The following is a 24,045-nucleotide window of genomic DNA, read 5'->3' as shown; positions in this document are numbered from 1 at the left end:
CTCGTGTTCGCTCGTTATACATAAGGAGGCCTCGCGGCCTCCCCCTAAACAGGTTTCCGTCTTAGACGGAAACCACCTCGTATTCTGAAAACATATCTTCAGCCTCCTTCCAGAAGTAATCTTGCCCGGCCGGACACTTATTATTAAGCCACAGGCCGCCCGGGGTTACAAGTTCAAGAATAGTTATAATCGTTCTCCACCTGAAAGGCTGGCGCGCGTACTACTTGGAACGAGGAAGAAACCGGGAAGAATGCGAGTTAATTTTTTTGACGAAAAACTAATTATTTAGTCGATCTCTGTCGAAATATATATTAAAATATCTAGTTACTTCGAGATATGGAAATAAATTTTAACCGCCATCCATTCAGAAATTCAGGAGGAACTTCCATGCCAACACCGAAAAAAACCCGAAAGCACCTATTTCGTATCACGAAGCTCAGAACTGAACTGATGCTGCTTATCATTACAGCTATTGTGCTGCCCTCACTGGCTCTGGTGGCTATATCAACACAAACCTCAGAATCGGCTCTGCGCTCCAAAATGGAAGACACCACACGTTCAAGCATCCACCTCCTGGATAAAACACTGTCGCAGCTGATCCTGCTGGAGAGTGCCGCAGTGAATGAGCTGGCGTACGAGATGAGCAGCGCCGGGCTGACGAACAACTCTCCACAGCTGCGCAAGCTGATCGACAACTTCAAGCTCGAGCATCCTGAGGTAGATATCGTGGCGATAGGCAACGAGGACGGGAAATACATGTTCGCGCCGGATTCCAAGCTGGACAATTATGATCCCCGGATACGCGATTGGTACATAGATGCACTTAAGACTCCGGACAAAACATCGGTAATTAATCCCATTTTCTCCAAAGTAACGAACAGCTACATTCTACCGGTCTCCAAGGCTTTTCCGGACGGTAAAGGTGCTATTACAATCAGCATCAGCATGAAGGAGCTAATGGAGCTGGCGAAGAATGTCAGTCTGGGCGACAGCGGATATGTCTTCATCCTGGACGGCAATAACAAGGTGATCTACCACCCTGCCATGGAGGTTGCTTCAGAGGCCACAGGCGCAATGACGGCTGGAACCAAGCAAGGCCCGGCGGGCAAAATCTCCTACAAGGATACGGCAGCCGATACGCAAATGGACGGATACTACATTACCAATGATCTGACCGGCTTCACTCTGGCCGGAGTGCTTCCGGAGAGTGAATACACGAAAGCGGTCTACCCGATTCTGTACAAATCAGCTATCGTTCTCGTGGTCGCGCTGCTGCTTGCTGCAGTGATTACCTTCCTGATTATCCGCCGGATTACCGGGCCGGTAGAACGCCTGAACCGTTCGGCCAAGCGGGTAAGCGAAGGATATCTGGATGAATTCGTCCAGACCAGCCGCAGGGATGAGATCGGTCAGCTTGCCGGCAATTATAATGAAATGGTCTCTTCACTGCGCACCATGGTGCAGGAGGTTGCCGAGACCTCCGGCCAGCTCGCCGCTGCCAGTGAACAGCTCACAGCCAGCACGGCTGAGAACAGCAAGGCGGTCGAGTATGTGACAGAGCTGGTGGAGGAATCCACCCGGGGCGTGGAGACCCAGGCGTATGCTTCCGCCGAAGTCGCTACAACGATGGAGGAGATGTCTACCGGTATCCAGAAAATCGCTTCCGCTTCAGAGGCAATTGTGAGTGCCGCTATGCTTACGGAAACGGATGTCGCAACCGGCAGCTCCAGAATGCAGGAGACCCTGCAGCAGATGAAGACGATCCGCGAATCGGTGCAGCAGTCCGGCACCCTGATCGCTGAGCTTAACGGCTTAAGCACCCGGGTCGCTGAGACCAGCACGGCGATCTCCGCCATTGCCAAGCAGACCAATCTCCTGTCGCTGAATGCCGGTATCGAAGCGGCCCGGGCCGGAGAACACGGGCGGGGCTTCGCCGTCGTAGCCGGTGAAGTGCGCAAGCTATCGGAGGCTACGAATAGCAGTGCCGGACAGATTCAGGAGACCATCTCCGATATGGTCGGCCTGATCGCCAGCGCTTATGATGTAATGAAGCATAAGGTGGCAGAGGATGTGGAGCAGGGCATGGCGCTTACGCTGGAGGCAAGCGAAGCCTTCCGGCAGATTGAGCAGTCCACACGGCAGGTCGGCGAGCAGATCCATGAAGTCTCAGCCATTACAGAGCAAATGTCGGCCAGCAGCTCCGAAGTAGCCGCCTCCGTCCAGGAGATGGCTACCATCGCCCGGTCCGCGCTTGACTCCTTCCAGAGCGTAACGGCAGCTACCGAGGAGCAGCTTGCTTCGATGGAGGAAATCACCTCCTCCTCTGCGGCACTCTCCGGCATGGCTGCGGATATGCAGGGACAGGTGGAGCGGTTCCAGTTCGATGCGAAGGGTAAGGCTTAAAGAGAACAAATTCACTCTGCGGTTGAATAGGATTACCTTCGTGCGAGCACATTGTATGCTGTTTTTCGCATACATTCGGGACATGCGCCTGCATGCGAGCTCAATGTATGCTGTTTTCCACATACATTCGGGCTATGCGCCTGCATGCGAGCTCAATGTATGCTGTTTTCCACATACATTCGGGCTATGCGCCTGCATGCGAGCTCAATGTATGCTGTTTTTCGCATACATTCAGCAACATAGTCACTGTGCGAATCATTCAAAGAACTCTTAGCCACAAATTTACATTCACCTTATCCACAGCAGGAGGAAACTATAGTTTCCTATACAATAACAAACAAGGGGTGCCGTTCAAAGCCATCAATCCGGCTTTGAACGGCACCCCTCTTTTTGACGCAACAGTTCCCCGCTGTTATCCCTCATACGCTCTGAACGTCTTAATTCCCCTCTTCAAGCTCCGGCCAGCCGGAGACGGTCTCCTCTGTGTTAAGCTGCACGTAGGACGGAAGCGCTCCGCTGCGCAGCAGCCACAGCTCATGCAGGGCACGCGTACAGCCCACATACATCAGCTTCGCATCCCAGGCCGCCGCTCCATAATGGTCACTGTCGGCATCTGCCAGAATGACGGCATCGAACTCCAGTCCCTTGGACAAGTAGACGGGCAGAATCGACAAGCCGCCGCGGTATTCCGTGATGCTGCCGTCAATCAGATGAAGATCCTCGAATTGACCAGCGAGCTCAGCGTACAGCTCGGAGGCTTCCCGCAGGCTGCGGGTCAATACCGCCACCGTGCGGTATTCGCGCCCGGAGAGCTGCGCCAGCGCGCTCTTAACCGCGCTGAGCCGCTGGTCCGCCGGAGCAGCAGCAGCCGTTCCCGGCAGCACATCCTCCTCATAGGAGATCAGCCGCACAGGATTCCCGCTGCGGAAGACCGGAACGGCCAGCAGCTCACTGCCTACACCCGCAGACAGAATGCCGTTAGCGAACTCAATAATCTCCATCGTTGAACGGTAGCTTCGGGTAAGTGCATGGTAAGCAGTGTGTTCTTCGGCGAACAGCGTCTGCATCTCTCTCCACGCATGCACTCCCTTGTAAGCGTGGATGCCCTGCGACAGGTCACCCAGAATCGTGAAGGAATGCCCCTTCACATACAGATCCAGTACGGCAATCTGGAACGGGGAGAAATCCTGCGCTTCATCGATCACAATATGGTCAAAGCGCTCAGTACCTTCGTTACCGTTCAGAAGATAATGGATATAGAGCAGCGGGGGCAGATCCTCTTCGCGCAGAATGCCCTTTTTCAGCTCCTTGACGGTCTCCTTCAGCACGGCAGGCGGAATCTCTTCCGGCGCTCCTGCCGGCCAGTCCTCCGGCGTCTTCGCCGCCCGGAAGATCTGCTTGTAGATGGCGAGCGGCTCGTATTTCGGCCACTTGGCGCTGTAAGCCTTCTCACGTGCCGTGCCCTTCTTCTTACGCTCCTTCAGCGCAGCCGCCGAAGGGCTCTTCTTCAGCTCCATCTCGATCCAGCGGTGAAGCCGCGCCATCACCCGTTCCTTGCGCTTCGCCGGAGGATACGGTGCGTATTCCTCATTGTGCCAGCGCAGAATCACCTGGCGGCTCAGCACCGCCCCGTCCCAAGGGCTGAAATCGCCCTCCGGCACAGCGCTGGTCTCCAGCAGCTTGACGCTGGATTCAATGACGCTCATCAGCACCGTTGAGCCCTTGAAGCGCCCGGGGGTCTCTTCCGTAATGACTGGCATCGCTCCGGCCGTCTCGAACCAGCGGCTCATGACCTCCGAAGCATCCTGCTCCGGCAAGTCCACACCCAGCACCTCTGCCGCCCAGTCCGGGAACGTGCTCTGGGCAATATTGCCGACGCCCAGCTCCGGCAGCACATCTGAAATATAGTCCAGGAACATGCGGTTCGGGGCGAAAATAATCATTTTCTCCGCCGATACCTGCTCCTTGTATTGATACAATAAGAACGCCAGCCGGTGCAGCGCGACGGTGGTCTTGCCGCTTCCCGCGACCCCCTGGATGATCAGCGCCGTGTTCTTGGCCGCCCGGATAATCTTGTCCTGCTCCTCCTGAATCGTGGAGACGATATCCCGCAGCCGGTTATCCTTGTTCTCCCCCAGCCGGTAGACCAGGAATTCATCCGATACCGCCGGCGCGTCGCTGTCACGGTTATACGTATCCGCCACCCGCTCCAGGATCTGCTTGCGGATCACAACGTTGCGCTTGAGATAGACCAGCCCTTCAATCAGCCCGTCCGGCGCTTCATACGAGGCGGCTTCCGTTCCTCCGGTAAAAGAATAAAACAGGCTTGCCACCGGTGCCCGCCAGTCAATGACAAGCGGACGGTCGCTTACCTGCTCGCGGTCTACGCCGATTTTGCCGATATAGAGTGCCTTGCGGTCTTCCTCATCATTGCCCTGAAAATCAAGCCGTCCGAAATAAGGCTCCTGCCTAAGCTTGGCAAGATCTTTGCGCCTCTGTTCCCTTGAATCCTCCAGCACCTGCTCGGTATAATCGTGTCCCGTGTACACAGGTGTTGAGCGCAGCCGCTCAAGGGTGGAATCAATCTCTGTCAGCACGTGGTTCAGCCTGTCTTCTTCCTCTTGATAGGCACTTTGAAAGTTGTCTTCCAATTTCAGTTACCTCCTAAAAGTTTTGCGGGCATCACTTCACCCGACTTTTCTTCGCGCAAAACTGCTTCGGAAGCATACGCTTAGTTATGCGGGCATTCGCTTCCTGAATCACTACGAGCATAACTCGCTTCGGAAGCATGCACCTTAAGTTGTGTGAGCAGTCCATCTTATCACAACAGGATAGGGAAAGCCATATATTTCTAGCAACTGCCCAAGCTGCGGATAAGAGGAAGAGGGAAAAGGAGCCCCCCTTCCACCTTAGCCGTCAGCCCATCAGCGCATGCAGCACGAAGTTCGCAATGAACAGCCCGGCAATACCGTACAAGGCAGGAGGAACCTCTTTGCCTTTGCCGGTAGCCAGCTTCACCAGCGGATAGGTGATGAAGCCAAACGCCATGCCGTCCACGATGCTGTAGGTGAAGGGAATCATCACCATGACCAGGAAGGCCGGGAACAGCTCCGTCATGTCGCCGAGATCCATCTCGCGCACATTCTGCACCATCAGCCCGCCGATTACGATCAGAATCGGCGCAATCGCGCTGTCCGGCACATAAGCCAGCAGCGGGATGAACAGGAAGGTCGCCCCGAACAGCAGGCCGGTGACGAGTGAAGTTAAGCCGGAGCGGCCTCCTGCCGCAATTCCGGCGGTGGATTCGGCAGCGGCGACCACCGGGCTGCTGCCGAACAGACCTGCCGCGATGTTGGCGAGCGACAGCGCCCGCAGACTGCTTTTGAAGCGTTCCGGACGTCCTGCCATCAGCGTCTGGGAAGAGATCAGGCCGATATTCTCAAACACCACAATCAGCAGCAGCAGGAAGACGGCAATCCAGAAGACAAGGCTGACGAAGCCGCTCCAGTCCATACTGGCGAACACGCTGCCGTAACCGCTGAACACATGTCCCGGCTCTGTATTCTTCGGCGCATGGGCGGCCCCCAGCAGATAGGCAAGACCTGTGCCCACGAGCATACTGATCAGCAGACCGCCGCGTGTGCCCCGGATGAACAGCACCAGCGCCAGCAGCAGCGTCACCACCGAGGTAATGACCGCAGGATCACTGAAATGCCCGATGGCGACGAAGGTGGTGGCGTGGGCAATGACAATCCCGCTTTTTTGCAGGCCGATGAAGGTCAGGAACAGCCCGATGCCGACGGTGATCGCATGCTGCAGATTATGGGGAATCGCATCGCTGAGAATGCGGTAGAGCGAGGTGAAGGCCACAATGGCAAACAGCACCCCGGTCACCACCACCACCGCCAGCGCCTCGCGCCAATCCAGCTTCATAGAATGCACCAGCGTATAGGTGAAAAAGGCATTGATCCCCATGCCCGGGACGACGATAATCGGCGTTTTGCCGCCAAAAGCCATCAGCAGACAGCCCGTCACCGCTGTCAGCAGCGTGGCAACCATCCCGGCCCGCAGCGGCATGCCTGCATCTGCCAGGATCGCCGCATTAACCATTACAATATATACCGAAGCGAAATACGACAGGATACCGGCCGCCCATTCCTGCTTCCAGTTGTCGCCCGGCTCCATTCCCACACTATTCCGCCAAATATTCGATTTCATGTTACAACCTCCACTTAAGTTCTTCTCATAGGATGCCATGTATATCTCCGTAATAAAAGGGCATATAGCCGGAAGCCGGCTACACACCCTTTTACCTGATAGCATTCATTCAAATGTAATGCCGCCCGTTTCGAGCAAATCCCGTACCGTTACACTGACCATAATCAGGCCGACTACAGGGGGTACAAAAGAAGTACTGGCCGGAGGCTGCTTCGCCTTGCGCCGGTCCGGCGCATTCGCAGGCACGATCTGCTCCGTCACATCCTCGCGCGGCTTCACAGGCTTCTCGGTGGAGAAGACCACCTTCACGCCCTTCTTAATGCCTTCCTTGCGCAGTCTGGTGCGGATCACCCGGGCAATAGGGTCCATGCTGGTCTTGGAGATGTCGGCGACCTGGAAGCGGGTCGGGTCCATCTTGTTGGCCGCACCCATACTGGAGATCATTGGGATCTTCCGGGCCAGACATTCCTTGATCAAGTGAATCTTATAAATAATCGTATCCGAAGCGTCAATTACATAGTCCAGCTTGTATTTGAACAGCTCCTCATACGTCTCTTCGGTGTAGAACATATTCAGCGCAATCGCTTCGCATTCCGGGTTGATCAGCTTGATGCGGTCTACCATCAGATCCGTTTTATTCTGGCCGATGGTCGTGGTCAGCGCATGAAGCTGGCGGTTGATGTTGGTAATATCCACCGAATCCTTATCAATCAGAATAATCCGGCCGATGCCGGTCCGGGCCAGCGCTTCCGCCGCCATGGCGCCGACTCCGCCGATCCCCAGCACAGCCACTGTGCTGTTCTTCATAATCTCCAGGCCCTCCGGCCCGATCGCCAGCTCCGTACGCGAGAACTGATTCAGCATGATGCCAGCCTCCTTGGGCAAGGCTTCCGGGACGTCCCTCTGCTCTATTGGTGCGCCCCGTCAGTCCATAGTTGATTTATTTCTTTTCTTTCTCCGGTTTCGGTGCCAGCTTGATGTGCAGCTGCTCCAGTTGTCCCGCATCCACCGGGGATGGGGCATCCATCAGCAGGTCCGTTGCACTTGCCGTCTTAGGGAAGGCAATGGTCTCACGCAGGTTCGTGCGGCCCGCCAGCAGCATAATCAGACGGTCGAAGCCAAACGCGATGCCGCCATGCGGAGGCGTGCCGTATTCAAAGGCATCCATCAGATAGCCGAATTTCTCATAAGCCAGCTCCTGCGAGAAGCCGAGTGCATTGAACATTTTCTCCTGAACGTCACGCTTGTAGATACGCTGGGAACCACCGCCTACCTCGTAGCCGTTAAGCACCAGGTCATACGCCTGTGCGCGGATGGCCCCCGGATCGGTATCGAAGAGATGCAGGTCTTCATCCATCGGGCGTGTGAACGGGTGATGCTCAGCCACATAACGCTTCTGATCCTCATCGTAGCCGAGCAGCGGGAATTCCGTTACCCAGGCGAATTTGAACACACTGTCGTCGATCAGACCAAGCTGACGGCCAATCTTCAGACGCAGAGCACCAAGCACATCGGCTACCACCTTCTTGGTATCAGCGGAGAAGAGCAGCAGGTCGCCATCCTCGGCACCTGTGCGCTCCTTCACGGCAGCGATTTCTTCCTCGGAGAAGAACTTCACAATCGGTCCCTTGAACTCGCCGTCTTTGACCTGAATCCAGGCCAGACCCTTGGCCCCGTAACGGGCAGCATATGGTCCAAGATCGTCAATCTCCTTACGGGTCCATGTGCCGCAGCCCTTGGCGTTCAGACATTTCACTTCCCCGCCCTTCTCAATCACGGAAGCGAACACCTTCACACCGCTCTCAGCTACGATATCATTCATCTCTACCAGCTCCAGGCCAAAGCGCAGGTCCGGCTTGTCAGAGCCGTATTTGCCGATTGCTTCGGCATACGTCAGCCGCTGGAACGGTGCGGATACCTCTACTCCCACCGTCTCCTTCAGCAGGCGCTGCATGAGCTTCTCCATCATCGCCAGCAGCTCATCCTGCGGCATGAACGAGGTCTCAATATCGAATTGTGTGAATTCTGGCTGGCGGTCAGCGCGCAGGTCCTCATCGCGGAAGCAGCGGGCCATCTGGTAATAACGCTCGATGCCGCCAACCATCAGCAGCTGCTTGTAGATCTGCGGCGACTGCGGAAGCGCGAAGAATTCCCCTTCATGCACACGGCTTGGCACGAGATAGTCACGTGCGCCTTCCGGCGAGCTTTTGGTCAGAATCGGCGTTTCTACATCGATGAAGCCCTCATTGTCGAGGAAATCGCGGAAGATCTTAGCCGACTTGGAACGAAGCAGCAGCGTCTTGTGCATCTCCGGACGGCGCAGATCCAGGTAACGGTATTTCATGCGCAGGGATTCGTCTACTTCCACCCCGTCTTCGATGAAGAACGGAGGTGTCTTAGCCGCATTCAGCACTTCGATGTCTGTAATCTGCACTTCGATCTCACCGGTCGGCAGATTGCGGTTGATGGTCTCCTCATCGCGCTTAACCACAGTACCCGTCACGGACAGCACATATTCACTGCGTACCTTATCGGCAATCTGCAGCGCTTCACCGGAATAGTCAGGGTTGAATACAATCTGTACAATCCCTGTGCGGTCGCGCAGATCAATGAACAGCACGCCTCCAAGGTCACGGCGGGTCTGCACCCAACCGTTCAATGTTACTTTCTCACCGATGCTCGCTGTCGTTAATTGGCCACAGTTATGACTTCTGGTCATCTTATATCCTACCCCTTCATGTTTAAAATTACATATGCTCGCCTGCTCGCTTAATTCTGAATCAGCGCCTCTGCCAGCTCGTCCAGCTTCACCGTCCGCTGCTCGCCGGTCTCCATCGACTTGAGCGCGATGACGCCGTTATTCAGCTCGTCTTCACCGAGAATCGCCGTATACCGGGCTGACATGCGGTCCGCCGACTTCATCTGCGCCTTCATCTTGCGTCCCAGGTAATCGCGCTCCGCAGAGAATCCAAGGCTGCGCAGACGGAACAGCTGCTTCGTAATCTCCAGATCTGCTGCTTCGCCCAGTGCAACGAAGTACACATCCAGCGGCTTCGCCGCTTCCAGCTCGACACCCTGATTCTCCAGAATCAGCAGAATCCGCTCCAGGCCAATCCCGAACCCGATACCCGGCTGATCCGGCCCGCCGATCTCCTCGACCAGACCGTTGTACCGGCCGCCGCCGCCCACCGTGTCAATGGAGCCAATGCCTGCCGCTTTATACTCAAACGCCGTATGCGTGTAATAATCAAGGCCGCGCACCAGGCGTGGGTTGATGCTGTATTCCACACCCATCACATCAAGATGACCTTTCACCTTCGCAAAATGCTCTGTACACTCTTCATCCAGACTATCCAGAATAGAAGGCGCTCCGCCGAACTTGTCCTGATCGACCTTGCAGTCCAGCACACGCAGCGGGTTGCGCTCCATCCGCCGCTGGCAGTCGCTGCACAGGCTCTCTCTCATCGGTCTCAGGAAATCCAGCAGCTTCTCGCGGTAAGCCGCACGGCTCGGCGCGTTGCCGACCGAATTCAGCTCTACCCGCACATCCTTCAGCCCCAGATCAATATAGAACTGGTACCCCAGTGAGATGACTTCAGCATCAATCGCCGGGTCCACCGCGCCGAAGGCCTCGATGCCGAACTGATGGAACTGGCGGTATCTGCCGGCCTGCGGACGTTCATAACGGAACATCGGTCCGATGTAATACAGCTTGCTGACATCCGGCTCACCGTATAGCTTGTTCTGGACATACGCACGTACCACGCCTGCTGTCCCTTCGGGACGAAGCGCCAGATCACGGTCGCCCTTGTCCTTGAAGGTATACATCTCACCTTCTACAATATCCGTTGTTTCGCCGACTCCGCGCTCGAACAGCCCGGTGTGCTCGAACAGCGGGGTACGAATCTCCCGGTAATTGAAGCGGCGGCACAGCTCTCTTGCCTTGGCCTCCACGACCTGCCATTTCTCTACTGCACCCGGCAGCACATCCTGTGTACCTGTTGGTTTCTCGAATCTTTCTTTAGCCACGCCTATCCCTCCTGAAAATAACCCCTAAAAACAGCAAAAAATCCCTCATCCCTGTTCAATTACAAACAGGGACGAGGGATTATCATAACCAATAATTCACCCGTGGTACCACCCACATTCCGGGCTTAGCAACTTGCTCTGCCTAAGCTCCGCTCTAAGCGGTTAACGCCCGCCTACGCGCATCCGGCTACTGACTGTAGGCAATCCTGCTGCCTGCGTTCGCCGTGCGTTCTCGGGGAGGTCATTCGTCCGTTCATCAACAGAATCCTTACAGCCTTGCGGATCAGTATACGGTCCTTCTTACCTGGACGACAGCCATGATCTGCGGGATTCCTCTCTGGGGTTGTGGGTTACGGATTACTTGGTCCCGTCATCAAAACAATATAAACTTACCTATACTGTTAGATTCTACTGAACCACTGCGCTAAAGTCAAGGATTGAATTAGTGTGAACCTTTAAAATAAAAAAGTGACCTGCAGCCGATTGCTGCAGGTCCATCATCATATATTATAAAAAAGGGGGTCATGCTTCTATTATAAACACGCTATATTAAGGAATCATGTATGTAGTGTTACAGTTGCATTACAGAAAAGAAAGCGTTTCACCAAGCCGTTCAAATCCCCGCTGTCATGCTAATCCATAGGTTACACCATCCCCATGCTCCTGTCTACACCTATCCTGCCGTCCTCTCTTTTATGCTGCATATAAAACAGCTCCAGCCTCTCTATACCAGAGGGCTGGAGCTGAAATGAACTGTATACCGGCAGTGATTCCGCTTGCCTTTTTAATCAAAAATCTCTACATAGGCCTGCTTGCCGCGCAGCACCTCAACAACCTCGTTGTAATGATTATCTGCTACCTTGAGATCCATGACATAATGCAGGTGCTCCAGGTCGCTGCTTGTCAGCTCTTCCCCTCTATGCACTTCGCCCTCCGTACGTACTTCATCGGCACGTACTTCATCCGTACGATTCAAATTATCATCTGCTGCAACTGCGGGGACAATGGCCGCACCGGAACCCATACCCGTTGCACCTCCGGCAGCGTACACGCCCCCGGCACCTGTTGAAGCAGTATTGGTGGACCCCAGCGGAATCAGAATGTTACGACGGTTATTTACTCCATTATCCAATGGGTCGGTTAAAGCCGACACCTCAATCCCGTCTACACCGTAAGGAATCAAAGAAGTCTTAGCACCTTCCGCTGCATCTTCTGTACTGAAATAGGCCTGGATTCTTCTTGTCATTGTAAATCCCTCCCATAAAGTTGTATTATGCCAAACGGGTTATGCATGTATTTCATGTATTACAACACCTTAAGCAGCTCACGCACAAAAGCGGGCTCATCCTTGGGTGTGCGTGAAGTAATGTAGTTGCCGTCTACGACGACCTCTTCATCCTTGAACTCCGCGCCGGCATTGATCAGATCATCCTTCAGCGGCGGATAGGAGGTAAGGGTGCGGCCTTGCAGCAGTTCAGCACTGATCAGAATCTGCGGGCCGTGGCAGATCGCGGCAATCGGCTTGCCTGCACGGTCAGCATCCTTCACGAATTGCAGAACATCCGGGTCAAGACGGAGATTCTCCGGCGAAGATCCGCCTGGAATGACTATCGCATCATACTCTTCCGCTGTGACCTCGCTGACCGCTTTATCGGCGGCATAGGATACGCTCCCTTGTTTGCCGAGCAGGGTCTCATTTTTCTTCAGACCGATGATTTCTGCCTGATGTCCTGCCTGTAAAACTTCTTCGTAAGGAACCTTCATTTCAGAATCTTCAAAGTCATTGGCAAGCAGAAAAGCTACTTTACTCATGAGATCCATATCTCCTTTCTGGGCTGCTATCGTCTCGTCAATCTATTACCCTCATTCCCCCGCTTTATAACGAAGCCTAAGCAGTTACCATAAATTCTGTTCCGTACGTACTGCCTCCCTGCTTAAAAAAATCCGCTCCCGCATACCTTCTCCCCGGTCAGGTACGCGGCAAAAGACCGCGGCCTCTGCGCTGGAGTCCCTGCGGCTCCTTCGGGTCGCCGGCTTCCTTGGCTGTCGCTGAAGCTTCGGTCATCGACCCGGCCACATGGGCCTGAATCATGTTCCACATCCATGCTTGTGGTGCTTGTCTCATTTTGCTTGCTCCCCGCACTTGAATAATGGTGCATCATTCATAGTCTATCCAAGCAGGGCTGCTGCTATCCCGCTTGCTAATTCTCTGAACAGACACCGCGGGCAATTGGGAATTCCACACCATCCAGATGCTACTCTCCCGACGAAAGAGTTGGAAAAAGCACACTTAATTTTGTCTTTTTACTGTAGTTAGGAGCAGCAGTTGGATAATGTACAGTTAATTCTTTCAATATCAGGCGGTGGAGAATAAAGAGGATAATTAAGTGTTACTTTTCCATTTGCTATGGCGCAGTATGACATTCTCGAGTAATTAGTTGTACAAATTCCACTTGCGTTCCCGCCCCCACTACTCCAATGCACCTGTATCCCCCCGTTCAGCGCAATCAAGCGTTCTTTCACCCAAGCGGAAACGGCTATGCCTTTGTAGAGAAGGTACCGTTTCTGCGGGAAATAGAAGGATACATGATGAGATACCATACATACATAAGTTTTGCTATCTCGGCAAAAAAGGACCCCACCATGTGGAGTCCCGTGATATATCATATACAGTTAAGGCGGTGTCTGCCGCCTCCATTTCTAACCCTTGCTGTCCAACAGCAGCGTAACCGGTCCCCAGTTGGTCAGGGCGACATCCATCATCGCTCCGAACACACCGGTCTCTACCTGCAGTCCTCCGGCACGCAGCTCCTGGTTGAAGTAGTCGTAGAGGCGCTCTGCCTCAGCCGGAGCCGCTGCTGCCATGAAGTTGGGACGTCTGCCCTTGCGGCAGTCCCCGTACAGCGTGAACTGTGAGACGGACAGAATGGCCCCGCCGGCCTCCGTCACACTGTGGTTCATTTTACCAGCCGCATCTTCAAAAATCCGCAGTCCGGCGACCTTGTCAGCCAAATACTTGGCATCCTTCTCCGTATCCTCATGGGTTACGCCGACCAGCAGCAGCAGGCCCTCTCCAATCGCTCCGGTCACTGCTCCGTCCACCGTCACACTGGAGTTCTTGCAGCGCTGCACAACTACTCTCATCTCATTCTTCAGCTCCTTGCCTTAGCACCTCTATTGCATAATGCGGTTAACAGTATAGACATCCTTGACCCGCTTCACTTTGTCGACCACAGACTGCAGGTGATCAGTGTTGCGGATCAGAATCGTCATATGGATCATCGCCATCTTGTTCTTGTCGGAGCGCCCGGTGACCGCTGAAATATTGGTCTTGCTCTCCGATACCGCCTGCAGCACCTCATTCAGCAGCCCATTGCGGTCATGGCCGGTAATCTCAATATCGACGCTGTAATTAGCCTCCATACTGCCTTCCCACTCCACTTCGATCACGCGGGCCGCTTCCTCTCCGTCCATCTCGTTCGGAATGTTCGGACAATCCTCCCGGTGTACCGATACGCCCCGGCCACGGGTCACATAGCCGATAATATCGTCGCCCGGCACGGGATTACAACATCGTGCGAAGCGCACCAGCAGATTGTCAATCCCCTTGACACGGACCCCGTTGGTCGGCTGGTTGCGCTTCTCTCCGCTGGATTTGATTGCCTTCATCTCAGAGGTAAGCTCCAGATGGCCTGCGGCCTCCTCCTGGTCCTTACGCAGCTTCTCGGTCAGCTTGGAAGCGATCTGCGCCGCAGTAATCCCGCCGAAGCCGACCGCCGACAGCATATCCTCCACATCATTGAAGGCGAACTTCTTCGCTGCCTCCGATAATTTGTCCTCCGTCAGCCAGTCAGAGACCTCTACGTTCAGGCGCTTCAGCTCGCGTTCGATAGCCTCCCGGCCCTTCTCGACGTTCTCCTCGCGCTTCTCCTTCTTGAACCACTGCTTGATCTTGCTCCGCGCATGCGAGGACTGGGCAATCTTCAGCCAATCGCGGCTCGGACCGTACGAATTCTTCGAGGTCAGAATCTCCACGATATCTCCGGTCTTCAGCTTATGGTCAAGCGGCACGATACGCCCGTTCACCTTGGAGCCGATCGTCCGGTTCCCGACCTCGGTATGGATGCGGAACGCGAAATCCAGCGGCACCGAGCCGGCAGGCAGCTCTACTACCTCACCCTTAGGCGTGAATACGAAGACCAGATCGGAGAAGAAGTCCATTTTGAGCGACTCCACGAATTCTTCGGCATCCTTGGCTTCATGCTGCAGCTCCAGGATCTCGCGGAAGAACGGCATTCGGTTCTCGGGATTGACGTTGTTGCTGCTGCCTTCCTTGTACGCCCAGTGCGCGGCGATCCCGAATTCGGCCGTGCGGTGCATCTCCCAGGTGCGGATCTGCACCTCCGTCGGCTCTCCTCCCGGACCAACTACGGTTGTATGCAAAGACTGATACATGTTCGCCTTGGGCATAGCAATATAGTCCTTGAAACGACCGGGCATCGGCTTCCAAAGCGTATGAATAATACCCAAAGTGGCATAACAATCCTTAATATTGTCGACGATAATGCGGATAGCGAGCAGATCATAGATCTCGTTGAACTGCTTGTTCTTCGTGTTCATCTTGTTATAGACACTGTAGATATGCTTCGGGCGTCCCGAGAGATCGCCTTCGATGCCCATTTCATCCAGCTTGGCGCGGATGCGGCCGATGACACTGTCAATGAACTGCTCACGTTCTGCCCGTTTCTTGTGTACAAGGTTGGCAATCCGGTAGTACTGCTGCGGATTCAGGTAACGGAGCGCAATATCCTCCATCTCCCACTTGATCGCAGAGATCCCCAGCCGGTCCGCAATGGGACAAAAGATCTCCAGCGTCTCATAAGAAATCCGGCGCTGACTCTCTTCGGACTGGTATTTGAGCGTACGCATATTATGCAGACGGTCCGCCAGCTTAATCACGATTACCCGGATATCCTGCGCCATAGCGATGAACATCTTGCGGTAGTTCTCGTTCTGCTGCTCCTCCTTGGAGCGGAAGCGGATGCGTTCCAGCTTGGTCAAGCCGTCCACAAGCATTGCGCAGGTATCGCCAAATTTCGTGCGGATCTGCTCCAGGGACACTGTCGTATCTTCCACAACATCATGCAGCAGCGCAGCAATAATGGATATGACATCCATTTGCATATTGACGACAATATCTGCGACCGCGAGCGGATGCAGAATGTATGGCTCCCCCGACTTCCGGACCTGCCCGTGATGAGCCTGATCGGCGAATTCATAAGCTTCACGGATGCGGAGAAGATCTTTTTCTTTTATATAGGCGCCAGCCTTTTCGGTTAATTGCTCTATGCCCATTCTCGTCGTATCCGTTTCCCTTCTATAATAAAATGAACCTGCAAGCATGCAGAATTTGCAGGTTCCGTGCGTTCCCGGCTGCATTACGCTCAGGTTAAAGTTGTCTATAATTATGACGCTTACGAGGGATTCCGTCAACACTTGCCATAGCGTGGTATTCCTGTCAGGGAAAGGGTCAAGAAAAGACAATTTTGTGGCACGGGTAAAAATGTTGTTGTAAAAACCCGCCGATCTATTTAATCTAGTAAAGGCGGTTTTTTATAAGATAAGAATTGTCAAATCAAATTAGATCAGAAAGAGAAGTGAACTCCATTGCAACGCGAAATTCAAGTTAACGAAAGACTCCCTTGGGGCCCGGGCTTCCTCCTGAGTCTTCAGCATCTGTTCGCCATGTTCGGCAGCACCGTGCTTGTTCCCAACCTGTTCGGGGTAGATCCCGGCATGATCCTGCTGATGAACGGTATCGGCACCTTGCTCTACATTCTGATCTGCCGCGGCAAAATCCCCGCCTATTTGGGTTCAAGCTTTGCCTTCATCTCTCCCGTGCTGCTTGTGCTCAAAGAGCATGCCGGCGATCATGAGCGCGGATATTCGCTTGCACTGGGCGCTTTTATCGTGACTGGCGTTATATTCATTCTTGTGGCCTTAATTGTACGTTATGCCGGTACCGGCTGGATTGATGTCGTGTTCCCTCCGGCAGTTATGGGAGCAATTGTTGCCACGATCGGACTTGAGCTTGTGCCTGTAGCCGCACGGATGGCCGGACTCATTGCTCCTGAGGGTGTAGCTACCGCTGACTGGACGCCTGACGGCAAAGCCATTACCCTGTCGCTCGTCACACTCGGTGTTACCGTGCTCGGCTCCGTGCTGTTCCGCGGCTTCCCCAAAATCATTCACATCCTCATCGGTATCGTTACCGGTTATGTACTCGCTTATATCTTGGGTGAGGTGAATACTGGTGCCATCTCTCAAGCAAGCTTCCTCTCGCATCCCACTATTATTACCCCATCCTTCAACTGGCAGGTTATTCTGACGATCATTCCGGTATCACTTGTAGTCATTGTAGAGCATATCGGCCATTTGCTGGTTACCAGCAATATCGTCGGCAAGGACCTGACCAAGGACCCGGGACTGGACCGCTCACTGATGGGCAACGGGATTTCTACTGTACTGTCTGGATTCCTGGGGTCTACGCCTAATACCACTTATGGTGAGAATATCGGCGTAATGGCTCTGACCAAGGTATACTCGGTATATGTTATCGCGGGGGCTGCTGTAATCGCCATTGTGTTGTCGTTCTCCGGAACATTCTCCTCGGTCATTGCCAACATTCCTCTGCCGGTCATGGGCGGTGTATCCCTGCTGTTGTTCGGGGTTATTGCGGCATCAGGCCTGCGTATCTTCGTTGAACAGAAGGTCGATTTCTCCAAAGCCACCAACATGATTCTGGCTACGCTCGTCCTGGTTGTCGGCATCAGCGGCATTTCGCTGAAGCTTGGCGGTGTAGAACTGAAGGGAATGGCACTGGCGACTATCGTCGGTATGGTTCTCGCCCTGCTCTTCAAGCTGATCGAGGTTCTGGGCCTGTCCAATGAACAGGAAGCTGACAAATCGGCACATTAAGTGATTCTCATCTGTTAAAATATAAAAAGCGGACTGCTGTCTTCATTCGACAACAGTCCGCTTTTTATTTCCCGGGAAAAGTTGCCGGGCACCGGGATTAATCCTCGTAAGTCAACAAGGTAACCACTTCAATATCGGACAGCTTGTCCCGTCCGGACAGAGCTGTCAATTCGATCAGGAATGCAGCGCCGACCACCTGGCCGCCAAGCTGCTCTACCAGGTTAACAGAAGTAGCAATCGTACCGCCTGTAGCCAGCAGATCATCCGCAATCAGCACCTTCTGGCCTGGCTTGATCGCATCGGTATGCACAGCAAGGGTATCCTTGCCGTATTCCAGATCATAGCCTACTTCGATTGTCTCATAAGGAAGCTTGCCGCTTTTACGGATTGGCACGAAGCCTACCCCCAGCGCATAAGCCAGCGGCGCACCCACTACAAAGCCGCGCGCCTCCGGTCCGGCAATGACGTCGATCTCCAGGTGGGCTACCAGGGCCTTAAGCTCATCGATGGCAGCACGGTATGCAGCGCCGTCCTTCAGCAGCGTAGTAATATCTTTGAAGCTGATTCCTGCCTGGGGGAAATCCGGAATTACGCGAATATTGTTTTTGAAATCCAACATCATCATCTCCTAAAAGTAAGCGGGGATCACCCCGCTGAAGTTACTCAAACCAATGACCGTGACAGCATGTACAGCTGTTATGAGGCCCCTAAACGTCGTGACAGCATGAATTCCTGCAATTCACTGCGGCTGCCTTCCATGAAATACTGCTCCATCTCCGCCGTCTTGCCCAGTCTGACGAAATGCTCTGATGTGCTCAGACTCTTGGCGGCAGGCTGCGGAACAAAAGTAATTGTGCCGCCGCTGCGCTCAATGAAGTCAAGCTCATCGAATACATCCAGCATTCTGCTCACCATACGCACACCAAGCGCCGACTGGCGGCTGAGCCGCAGCAGCACTTCATGCTCAGGAGTTGGAGCTGCAGCGATTGCGGCAATCCATTTATATAACAATTTGAAATGATCACGGGTAGGAACCTGCAGACGGTCACGCCCGTCACGGATCGAATGCAGCAGGGCAATGTTCTCCGCCTCAGGAAAAGCAGTAAACAGCGCTTCCAGCTGTTCCGGGGACTCGGGCATATCCAGCACACAGAGCAGCGACAGTCCCTCTTCATCATGCGCGCCTTCCGGCTGATGTACAGCAGAGATCCCGGCAGACTCATCGTATACCCAGAGGGACATGCCCTTAAGATCACGCAGCGGCGTCGTCCGGCTGTTCTGGAAGACCGCAGCACTCCGGCCCGGATTGCTGCCGCTATAGGTGCGGAGCAGCTCCTGAATATGCGCTGCCTGCTTGACAGCATCAGCTGCGCCGCGCAGATCGAACAGCTGCGCCTTCGGCACCGCCAGATCCTGCAGCATCAGCTGAGGCTTGCGCGAGCCGTTCCATTCATTGACGGACAGCTCTGCCAGTACATCCACGGCTGTGCCGTCCGGCAGCAGCTCAGCCAGTGGACCCTTGCCGAAGGCTACAGCTTCAATCGTCAGCTTGTCCTGCTGGAGCACAAGCTTCAGGTGCTTACCCTCCTGGCCCATCTTCCTTGTCTCCTTCACAACCGCTCCGCGCAGAATGAATCTTGGCAGCGGATTAGCCATGCCGAACGGCGCAAGCCGCTCCAGCTCAAGCGCAGCCTGGAGGGTCAGATCGGCAATGGAGACTTCGCCGTCCGCAGCTGTAACCGCTACGAAGTCCTCCGGTGTCAGAACAGACGCAGCATAGCTATTCAGCGCAGCATCGAAGGCTTCCAGCTTGCCCTGCGGCAGACTCATCCCGGCAGCGGCCGGATGTCCTCCGAAGTGGTCCATCAATTCGGCGCATGAGGATAAGGCCGCATAGATATCGAGACCCGGGATGGAGCGGGCAGAGCCCTTGCACATCCCGGTCTCCGGATGAATGTCCAGAATAATGACCGGACGGTAATACCGCTCCAGCAGCTTGGAGGCCACAATGCCGACTACGCCGACATTCCAGCCCTGGTCCGCCAGCACAATAATATCCGGCAGTCCGCTCCGGCTGATTCTCTCCTCCAGCTTGGCTGTGGCTTCAGTAACAATTCGCTCCACAACCAGTTGGCGTTCCTTGTTCAGCAGATCCAGCTCACCGGCAAACTGCTCTGCTTCCGCCGAATCTTCTGTGGTCAGCAGTGTAACCGCCCGGCCAGCATGATCCAGTCTTCCGCTGGCATTGATACGCGGAGCCATCCCGAAGGCGATATTCACCGCACTGACGGTGTTCATGGCAATACCGCCCACCGAGAGCAGCGCCCGGATGCCGGGGAACGCGGAATTCCGCATGCTGCTGAGGCCTCTGCGCACCAGACTGCGGTTCTCGCCCAGCAGCGGCATCAGGTCAGCTACGGTACCGATGGCGGCAATCTCACACCATTCCTCCGGCACTTCGCTGCCCAGGAGCGCCTCAGCCAGCTTGTAAGCCACCCCCACTCCGGCCAGACCCTTGAACGGATACGGGCAGTCCGGCAGCTTCGGGTTAATCAGGGCATAGGCCTCAGGCAGCAGCTCCGGCGGCTCATGATGGTCCGTGACAATAACATCAATGCCAAGCTCAGAGGCGTAGGCAATCTGATGATAGGCACTGATACCAGTATCAACCGTAATGACGAGAGATACACCCTGCTGGACCGCCCAGTCCAGCGCATGATTATGCAGTCCATAGCCTTCATTGGAGCGGTGGGGAATATAAATGTCAAAGGAGGCGCCGAGATGACGCAACAGGTAGATCATCAGCGCTGTGCTGGATACCCCGTCTGCATCATAATCACCGTACACCAGAATATGCTCTTCCTCTTGCAGTGCCTTCTGAATCCGCGGCACCGCTTCCGCCATTCCTTTGAGCAGGAATGGATCATGTCTATCTTCCGCTCCTCCATCCATGAATACTCGCGCCTTGTCAGCGGTATCCATACCTCTTTGCACCAGCAGTGAAGAAAGGAGCGGAGAAATAGAAAGGCTCCGGGCCAGTTCCTGAATACGCTCGGAATCGGCTGCCGGAGATTGCCAGCTTGTTTTTGAATGAAGCAATACAGCTCACCTTTCTCTCACCTTGCAGACTACTGAAGCAGCGTGGGAATATCGTTGTCCACGAGCTCGTGATTGCTTTTATAAGGATAACCCGGATCATACGGCACAACATCCATATGAACCTCACCGACATGAACGAACCGGTGCTGCAGCAGCTTCCTTGCGCATTCCGAAATATCCTGTGCCTCCATCACGCTGATCCGCGGATTCACACTAATCTTCACATGCAGATTCACATAGTTGCCTTCCTCCAGCGCCCGGAGCTGCTCCACCCGGATGACTCCGTGTACCCGCTGAACCGTCTCAATGAAGCTGGCTGCTTCCTCGGAAGGAAGCTCCTGAATCTTCTTGCTGTATACAGAGGAAGCAATTAATGAATAGCCTTTGCGGAGAATCAGACATCCGGTCAACAGAGCTGCGATGGGGTCCATGTAGAGCAGAGGATGCCAGTTCAAGTATCCTCCGGTTATGGCCAGGGCAATCCCGATAAATACAGTTATAGATGTATACAGGCTGAACCGGTGGCTGTCGGCATAAGCCGCGTGACTGCCGTCACCCTTTTTTTTGAAATAACGGTACTGGTATTGAAATACAGCCTCTTTGAACACAATGCACAGCAGGACAGCAACAAGTGCTGACTCCTCCGGTGCCGACAGATGTCCCCTTGTCAAATCACGGATAGCAGAGAAAGCAACCTGCAGCCCGCCCATAATAATCAGCACGGAGAACAGAATAGCCGCCATCGGCTCCCTGCTTCCTTGCGCAGTCCGGCCGCGTTCCGCTGAGCCTGCCGCCTTGTGACTCTGCTTCAGGTTCCACGGAATCACCCCTGCCGCTCTGGCAGCGGCATCTGCTCCGGAATAGATTGCATCCCCCAACAATGCTTTGCTGCCTGATATATAACCGATACTTCCCTTAGCTACAGCGAGCAGAACATCACTTAGGATTCCGGTCCAGGCAACAGTTTGTTTCCGGGGTAATGGTTTGTCATTCATAACGAGGCCCTCCTTACCACTAGCAGGTAAACTCATGATGATGAAATCAAGCAAGACGCCCTGACCCGAAGATTCCGAAAAGCCGCGTCGCTACAGACGCGGCTTTTACAGAATAACCGGTTATTAGGCTTTGGCCGGGGTCTTCGCCGCAGGCTTCTGATTCTTTTTCAGGAGCAGCCAGAGCGGACTTGCAATGAAGATCGATGAATATGCTCCGAAGAGCAGACCGATAACCATGGCCAGCGAGAACATGCGGATCGACTCCCCGCCCATAATCAGCAGGAAGAATGCAGCAATAAATACGGTGAAGGCTGTATAAAGAGAACGCATGAGTGTCTGCATTACACTTTTGTTAACCAGGTGCTTCAAGTCCTCATACGACTTCTGCTTGCCGAAGCGCAGATTCTCGCGTATCCGGTCAAAGATAACGATCGTATCATTAATCGAGTAACCGATAATGGTCAGCACCGCGACAATGAAGGTAATATCAACCTCCAGACGGAAGATCGAGAAGACCGCCACTACCATGAATGCGTCATGAAGCAGTGCCACAATGGACGCCAGCGCAAAACGCCATTCAAAACGGATACTTACATAGATGATAATCCCGATACTGGAGAGCAGCACGGAATAGATCGCATTACGGGCCAGCTCCTTAGCCATCTCGGTATCTACGGTATTGATTTCAAAAGACGCCTTGTCATCAATCTTGTTGATTGACTTCTTGAGGGTCTCACTTTGTGCATCACTCAGCTCTTGATCATAGCGGATGTTGACGCGCTTGTCGCCGACGGTAATGGTGGGTTCATGCTCGATGCCCGCATCCTTTAAGGCTGGCTGAAGCTCAGCCAGCGTAACACTCTTCGAGAGCGCTACGTCTACATTGGACCCGGCCTTGAAGTCAACGCTGTAGTTCAGGCCGAAGGTTGCCAGAAAGACCAGACCCGCTACAGTAAGGGCAATCGAGAAGATATAGAAGAATTTACTTAAATGTACGAAATCAAGCTCTTTCTTAAAGCGCACTGATGTCACTCTCCTTTACCCCAAATTGCTTCGGCTTGTTGAGTGCGCCGGCTTTAACCAGCACTGTCAGCAGCCAGTGGGCAAAATAAAGGTTTGTTACGATACTAAGTACAATTTCCACGATCAGAATCAGCGCGAAGCCTTTGACCGCACCAGTACCGAAGGCGAACATGACAGCCGCTACGATAATAGTGGTTACATTCGCATCCATAACTGTACGGAAGGAGGTCTTGTTCCCTGCTTTGACGGAAGACATAATGCCCTTACCGCTGCGCATTTCTTCCCTGATCCGTTCATTGGTAATGATATTGGCGTCGACGGCCATCCCTATACCGAGAATGAACGCGGCGATCCCGGGAAGCGTCAGCGTAAAGTCCGCCAGGACAAATACCAGAATCAGCAGCCAGGTGTGCAGGATCAGCGCGAAGCTGGCCAGTACGCCCGGAAGACGGTACATAAGCAGCATGAAGATCAAAATAATCACAGAACCGACAATACCGGCTCTGACGGTCTCATCCAAGGATTGCTTACCCAGTGTAGCCCCTACGCTCTGGGAATATTTCTCTGTCAGCTTCAGCGGCAAAGCACCGAGGTTGATCGTATCGGCAATCTCACGGGCTTCATCCAGGGTATATCCCCCGGAGATCGAAGCCTTACCATCGGTCAGGACAGCTCGTACCGTTGGAGGCGCAGATAACAGGTTCTCATCCAGGTAGATGGCAAGTTCCTTACCCAGCAGACGCTCAGTAATCTCTGCGAATTTCTTCTTGTCTTTGATGGAGATGCTGATTTCGGGACGGTTGAGCTGATCGCGTTGAACCTCTGCCGCACCTTCCACGAAGTCACTGCCTACAAGCTCAATCTTACTGAATACTCCGGGAGCATCCCCTTCCTTGGCACTGCGGAAGGTGAGAACTGCGGGTTCTTTCATTTTCTTGCGGACCTCTGCTTCGTCGGTAACACCTGCGATCTTCAGACGGATGCGGTCCGTTCCTTCGGTGGTCACCTCAGGCTCGCTGGTTCCGAGTGCATTCGCCCGCTTCTCGAGACTCTCAGCAGTCTTCTGCAGCGAAGCGCGGGTCAGAGTTCCTCCCGTATCCATTGGCTCTGCGTGGTACAGAATTTCGAATCCGCCCTTGAGGTCAAGACCCAGACGGACTCTGTCCAGCAGCCCGGGAGTAGTAAATACCATGACGCCTGTTAGAACGACCACGGTAATGATAAAGCTCAACATTCTCTTCATGCTCTAGCTAGTTCCCCTTTCATTACATCAATATTCCTATTATAGCTACGTGCGAAA

At 54.1% G+C, this 24,045-nt stretch carries 17 protein-coding genes; 2 read left to right on the top strand and 15 right to left on the bottom strand.

The window, feature by feature from the left end; all coding sequences use genetic code 11:
• The first annotated feature begins 387 nt into the window (after positions 1-387).
• Positions 388-2,403, top strand: a complete 2,016-nt coding sequence (locus MKX63_RS12235) for a methyl-accepting chemotaxis protein (RefSeq protein WP_341017336.1) — start codon at positions 388-390, stop codon at positions 2,401-2,403.
• Between the two features lie 437 nt (positions 2,404-2,840).
• On the opposite strand, the gene MKX63_RS12230 is transcribed toward MKX63_RS12235, so the two are convergent.
• From MKX63_RS12230 to MKX63_RS12185, 10 genes are all read right to left on the bottom strand, one after another.
• Positions 2,841-5,054, bottom strand: coding sequence for a HelD family protein (locus tag MKX63_RS12230; protein ID WP_341017335.1), 2,214 nt, complete (start codon positions 5,052-5,054; stop codon positions 2,841-2,843).
• A 265-nt stretch (positions 5,055-5,319) separates the two neighbouring features.
• The gene (locus MKX63_RS12225; protein ID WP_341017334.1) at positions 5,320-6,621 is read right to left on the bottom strand and encodes an NCS2 family permease; all 1,302 of its coding nucleotides are present in this window, start codon (positions 6,619-6,621) and stop codon (positions 5,320-5,322) included.
• A gap of 105 nt (positions 6,622-6,726) precedes the next feature.
• Positions 6,727-7,485, bottom strand: a complete 759-nt coding sequence (locus MKX63_RS12220) for a tRNA threonylcarbamoyladenosine dehydratase (protein WP_341017332.1) — start codon at positions 7,483-7,485, stop codon at positions 6,727-6,729.
• Between the two features lie 76 nt (positions 7,486-7,561).
• A complete protein-coding gene (gene aspS, locus MKX63_RS12215; RefSeq protein ID WP_341017331.1) occupies positions 7,562-9,340 on the bottom strand; it encodes an aspartate--tRNA ligase in 1,779 nt (592 codons plus the stop codon).
• 50 nt (positions 9,341-9,390) lie between these two features.
• Positions 9,391-10,650 carry a histidine--tRNA ligase gene (gene hisS / locus MKX63_RS12210; RefSeq protein ID WP_341017330.1) on the bottom strand — a complete coding sequence of 420 codons (1,260 nt, stop codon included), beginning with the start codon at positions 10,648-10,650 and terminating at the stop codon, positions 9,391-9,393.
• Between the two features lie 784 nt (positions 10,651-11,434).
• Complete coding sequence (locus MKX63_RS12205) at positions 11,435-11,896, bottom strand: hypothetical protein (protein WP_341017329.1); 462 nt, start codon at positions 11,894-11,896, stop codon at positions 11,435-11,437.
• A 59-nt stretch (positions 11,897-11,955) separates the two neighbouring features.
• Entirely contained in the window at positions 11,956-12,462 is a 507-nt protein-coding gene (locus tag MKX63_RS12200; protein ID WP_341017327.1) for a type 1 glutamine amidotransferase domain-containing protein, read from the bottom strand.
• 157 nt (positions 12,463-12,619) lie between these two features.
• Positions 12,620-12,775 (bottom strand): hypothetical protein, encoded by a 156-nt coding sequence (locus MKX63_RS12195; protein ID WP_341017325.1) that lies wholly within the window; start codon positions 12,773-12,775, stop codon positions 12,620-12,622.
• Positions 12,776-13,350: 575 nt separating this feature from the next.
• Positions 13,351-13,794 carry a D-aminoacyl-tRNA deacylase gene (gene dtd / locus MKX63_RS12190; RefSeq protein ID WP_036690534.1) on the bottom strand — a complete coding sequence of 148 codons (444 nt, stop codon included), beginning with the start codon at positions 13,792-13,794 and terminating at the stop codon, positions 13,351-13,353.
• A gap of 30 nt (positions 13,795-13,824) precedes the next feature.
• Positions 13,825-16,005, bottom strand: a complete 2,181-nt coding sequence (locus MKX63_RS12185) for a RelA/SpoT family protein (protein WP_036690535.1) — start codon at positions 16,003-16,005, stop codon at positions 13,825-13,827.
• Between the two features lie 312 nt (positions 16,006-16,317).
• Between MKX63_RS12185 and uraA the strand changes: the two genes are divergently transcribed.
• Entirely contained in the window at positions 16,318-17,628 is a 1,311-nt protein-coding gene (uraA, locus tag MKX63_RS12180; RefSeq protein WP_341017323.1) for a uracil permease, read from the top strand.
• 97 nt (positions 17,629-17,725) lie between these two features.
• Here the strand turns inward: uraA and MKX63_RS12175 are convergent, their stop codons facing one another.
• The 5 genes from MKX63_RS12175 to secD all read right to left on the bottom strand — a co-directional run bounded on the left by MKX63_RS12175 (position 17,726) and on the right by secD (position 23,988).
• Positions 17,726-18,244, bottom strand: coding sequence for an adenine phosphoribosyltransferase (locus MKX63_RS12175; protein WP_340757639.1), 519 nt, complete (start codon positions 18,242-18,244; stop codon positions 17,726-17,728).
• Positions 18,245-18,324: 80 nt separating this feature from the next.
• Positions 18,325-20,727: a single-stranded-DNA-specific exonuclease RecJ gene (gene recJ / locus MKX63_RS12170; protein ID WP_341017322.1), complete on the bottom strand. Its 2,403-nt coding sequence runs from the start codon at positions 20,725-20,727 to the stop codon at positions 18,325-18,327.
• Between the two features lie 29 nt (positions 20,728-20,756).
• On the bottom strand, positions 20,757-21,722 hold the full coding sequence (locus MKX63_RS12165; RefSeq protein ID WP_341017320.1) for a cation diffusion facilitator family transporter: 966 nt from the start codon (positions 21,720-21,722) through the stop codon (positions 20,757-20,759).
• Positions 21,723-21,845: 123 nt separating this feature from the next.
• Positions 21,846-22,745 (bottom strand): protein translocase subunit SecF, encoded by a 900-nt coding sequence (secF, locus tag MKX63_RS12160; protein WP_341017318.1) that lies wholly within the window; start codon positions 22,743-22,745, stop codon positions 21,846-21,848.
• Positions 22,735-23,988 (bottom strand): protein translocase subunit SecD, encoded by a 1,254-nt coding sequence (gene secD / locus MKX63_RS12155; RefSeq protein WP_341017316.1) that lies wholly within the window; start codon positions 23,986-23,988, stop codon positions 22,735-22,737. Before secD ends, secF begins: the two co-directional genes overlap by 11 nt.
• Positions 23,989-24,045: the final 57 nt, after the last annotated feature.

It is taken from the genome of Paenibacillus sp. FSL R7-0179 (genome assembly GCF_038002265.1).
Taxonomy (GTDB): Bacteria; Bacillota; Bacilli; order Paenibacillales; family Paenibacillaceae; genus Paenibacillus_AQ.
Note: the sequence above shows the minus strand (reverse complement) of the source record. Positions and strands in the feature narration are given on the sequence as shown.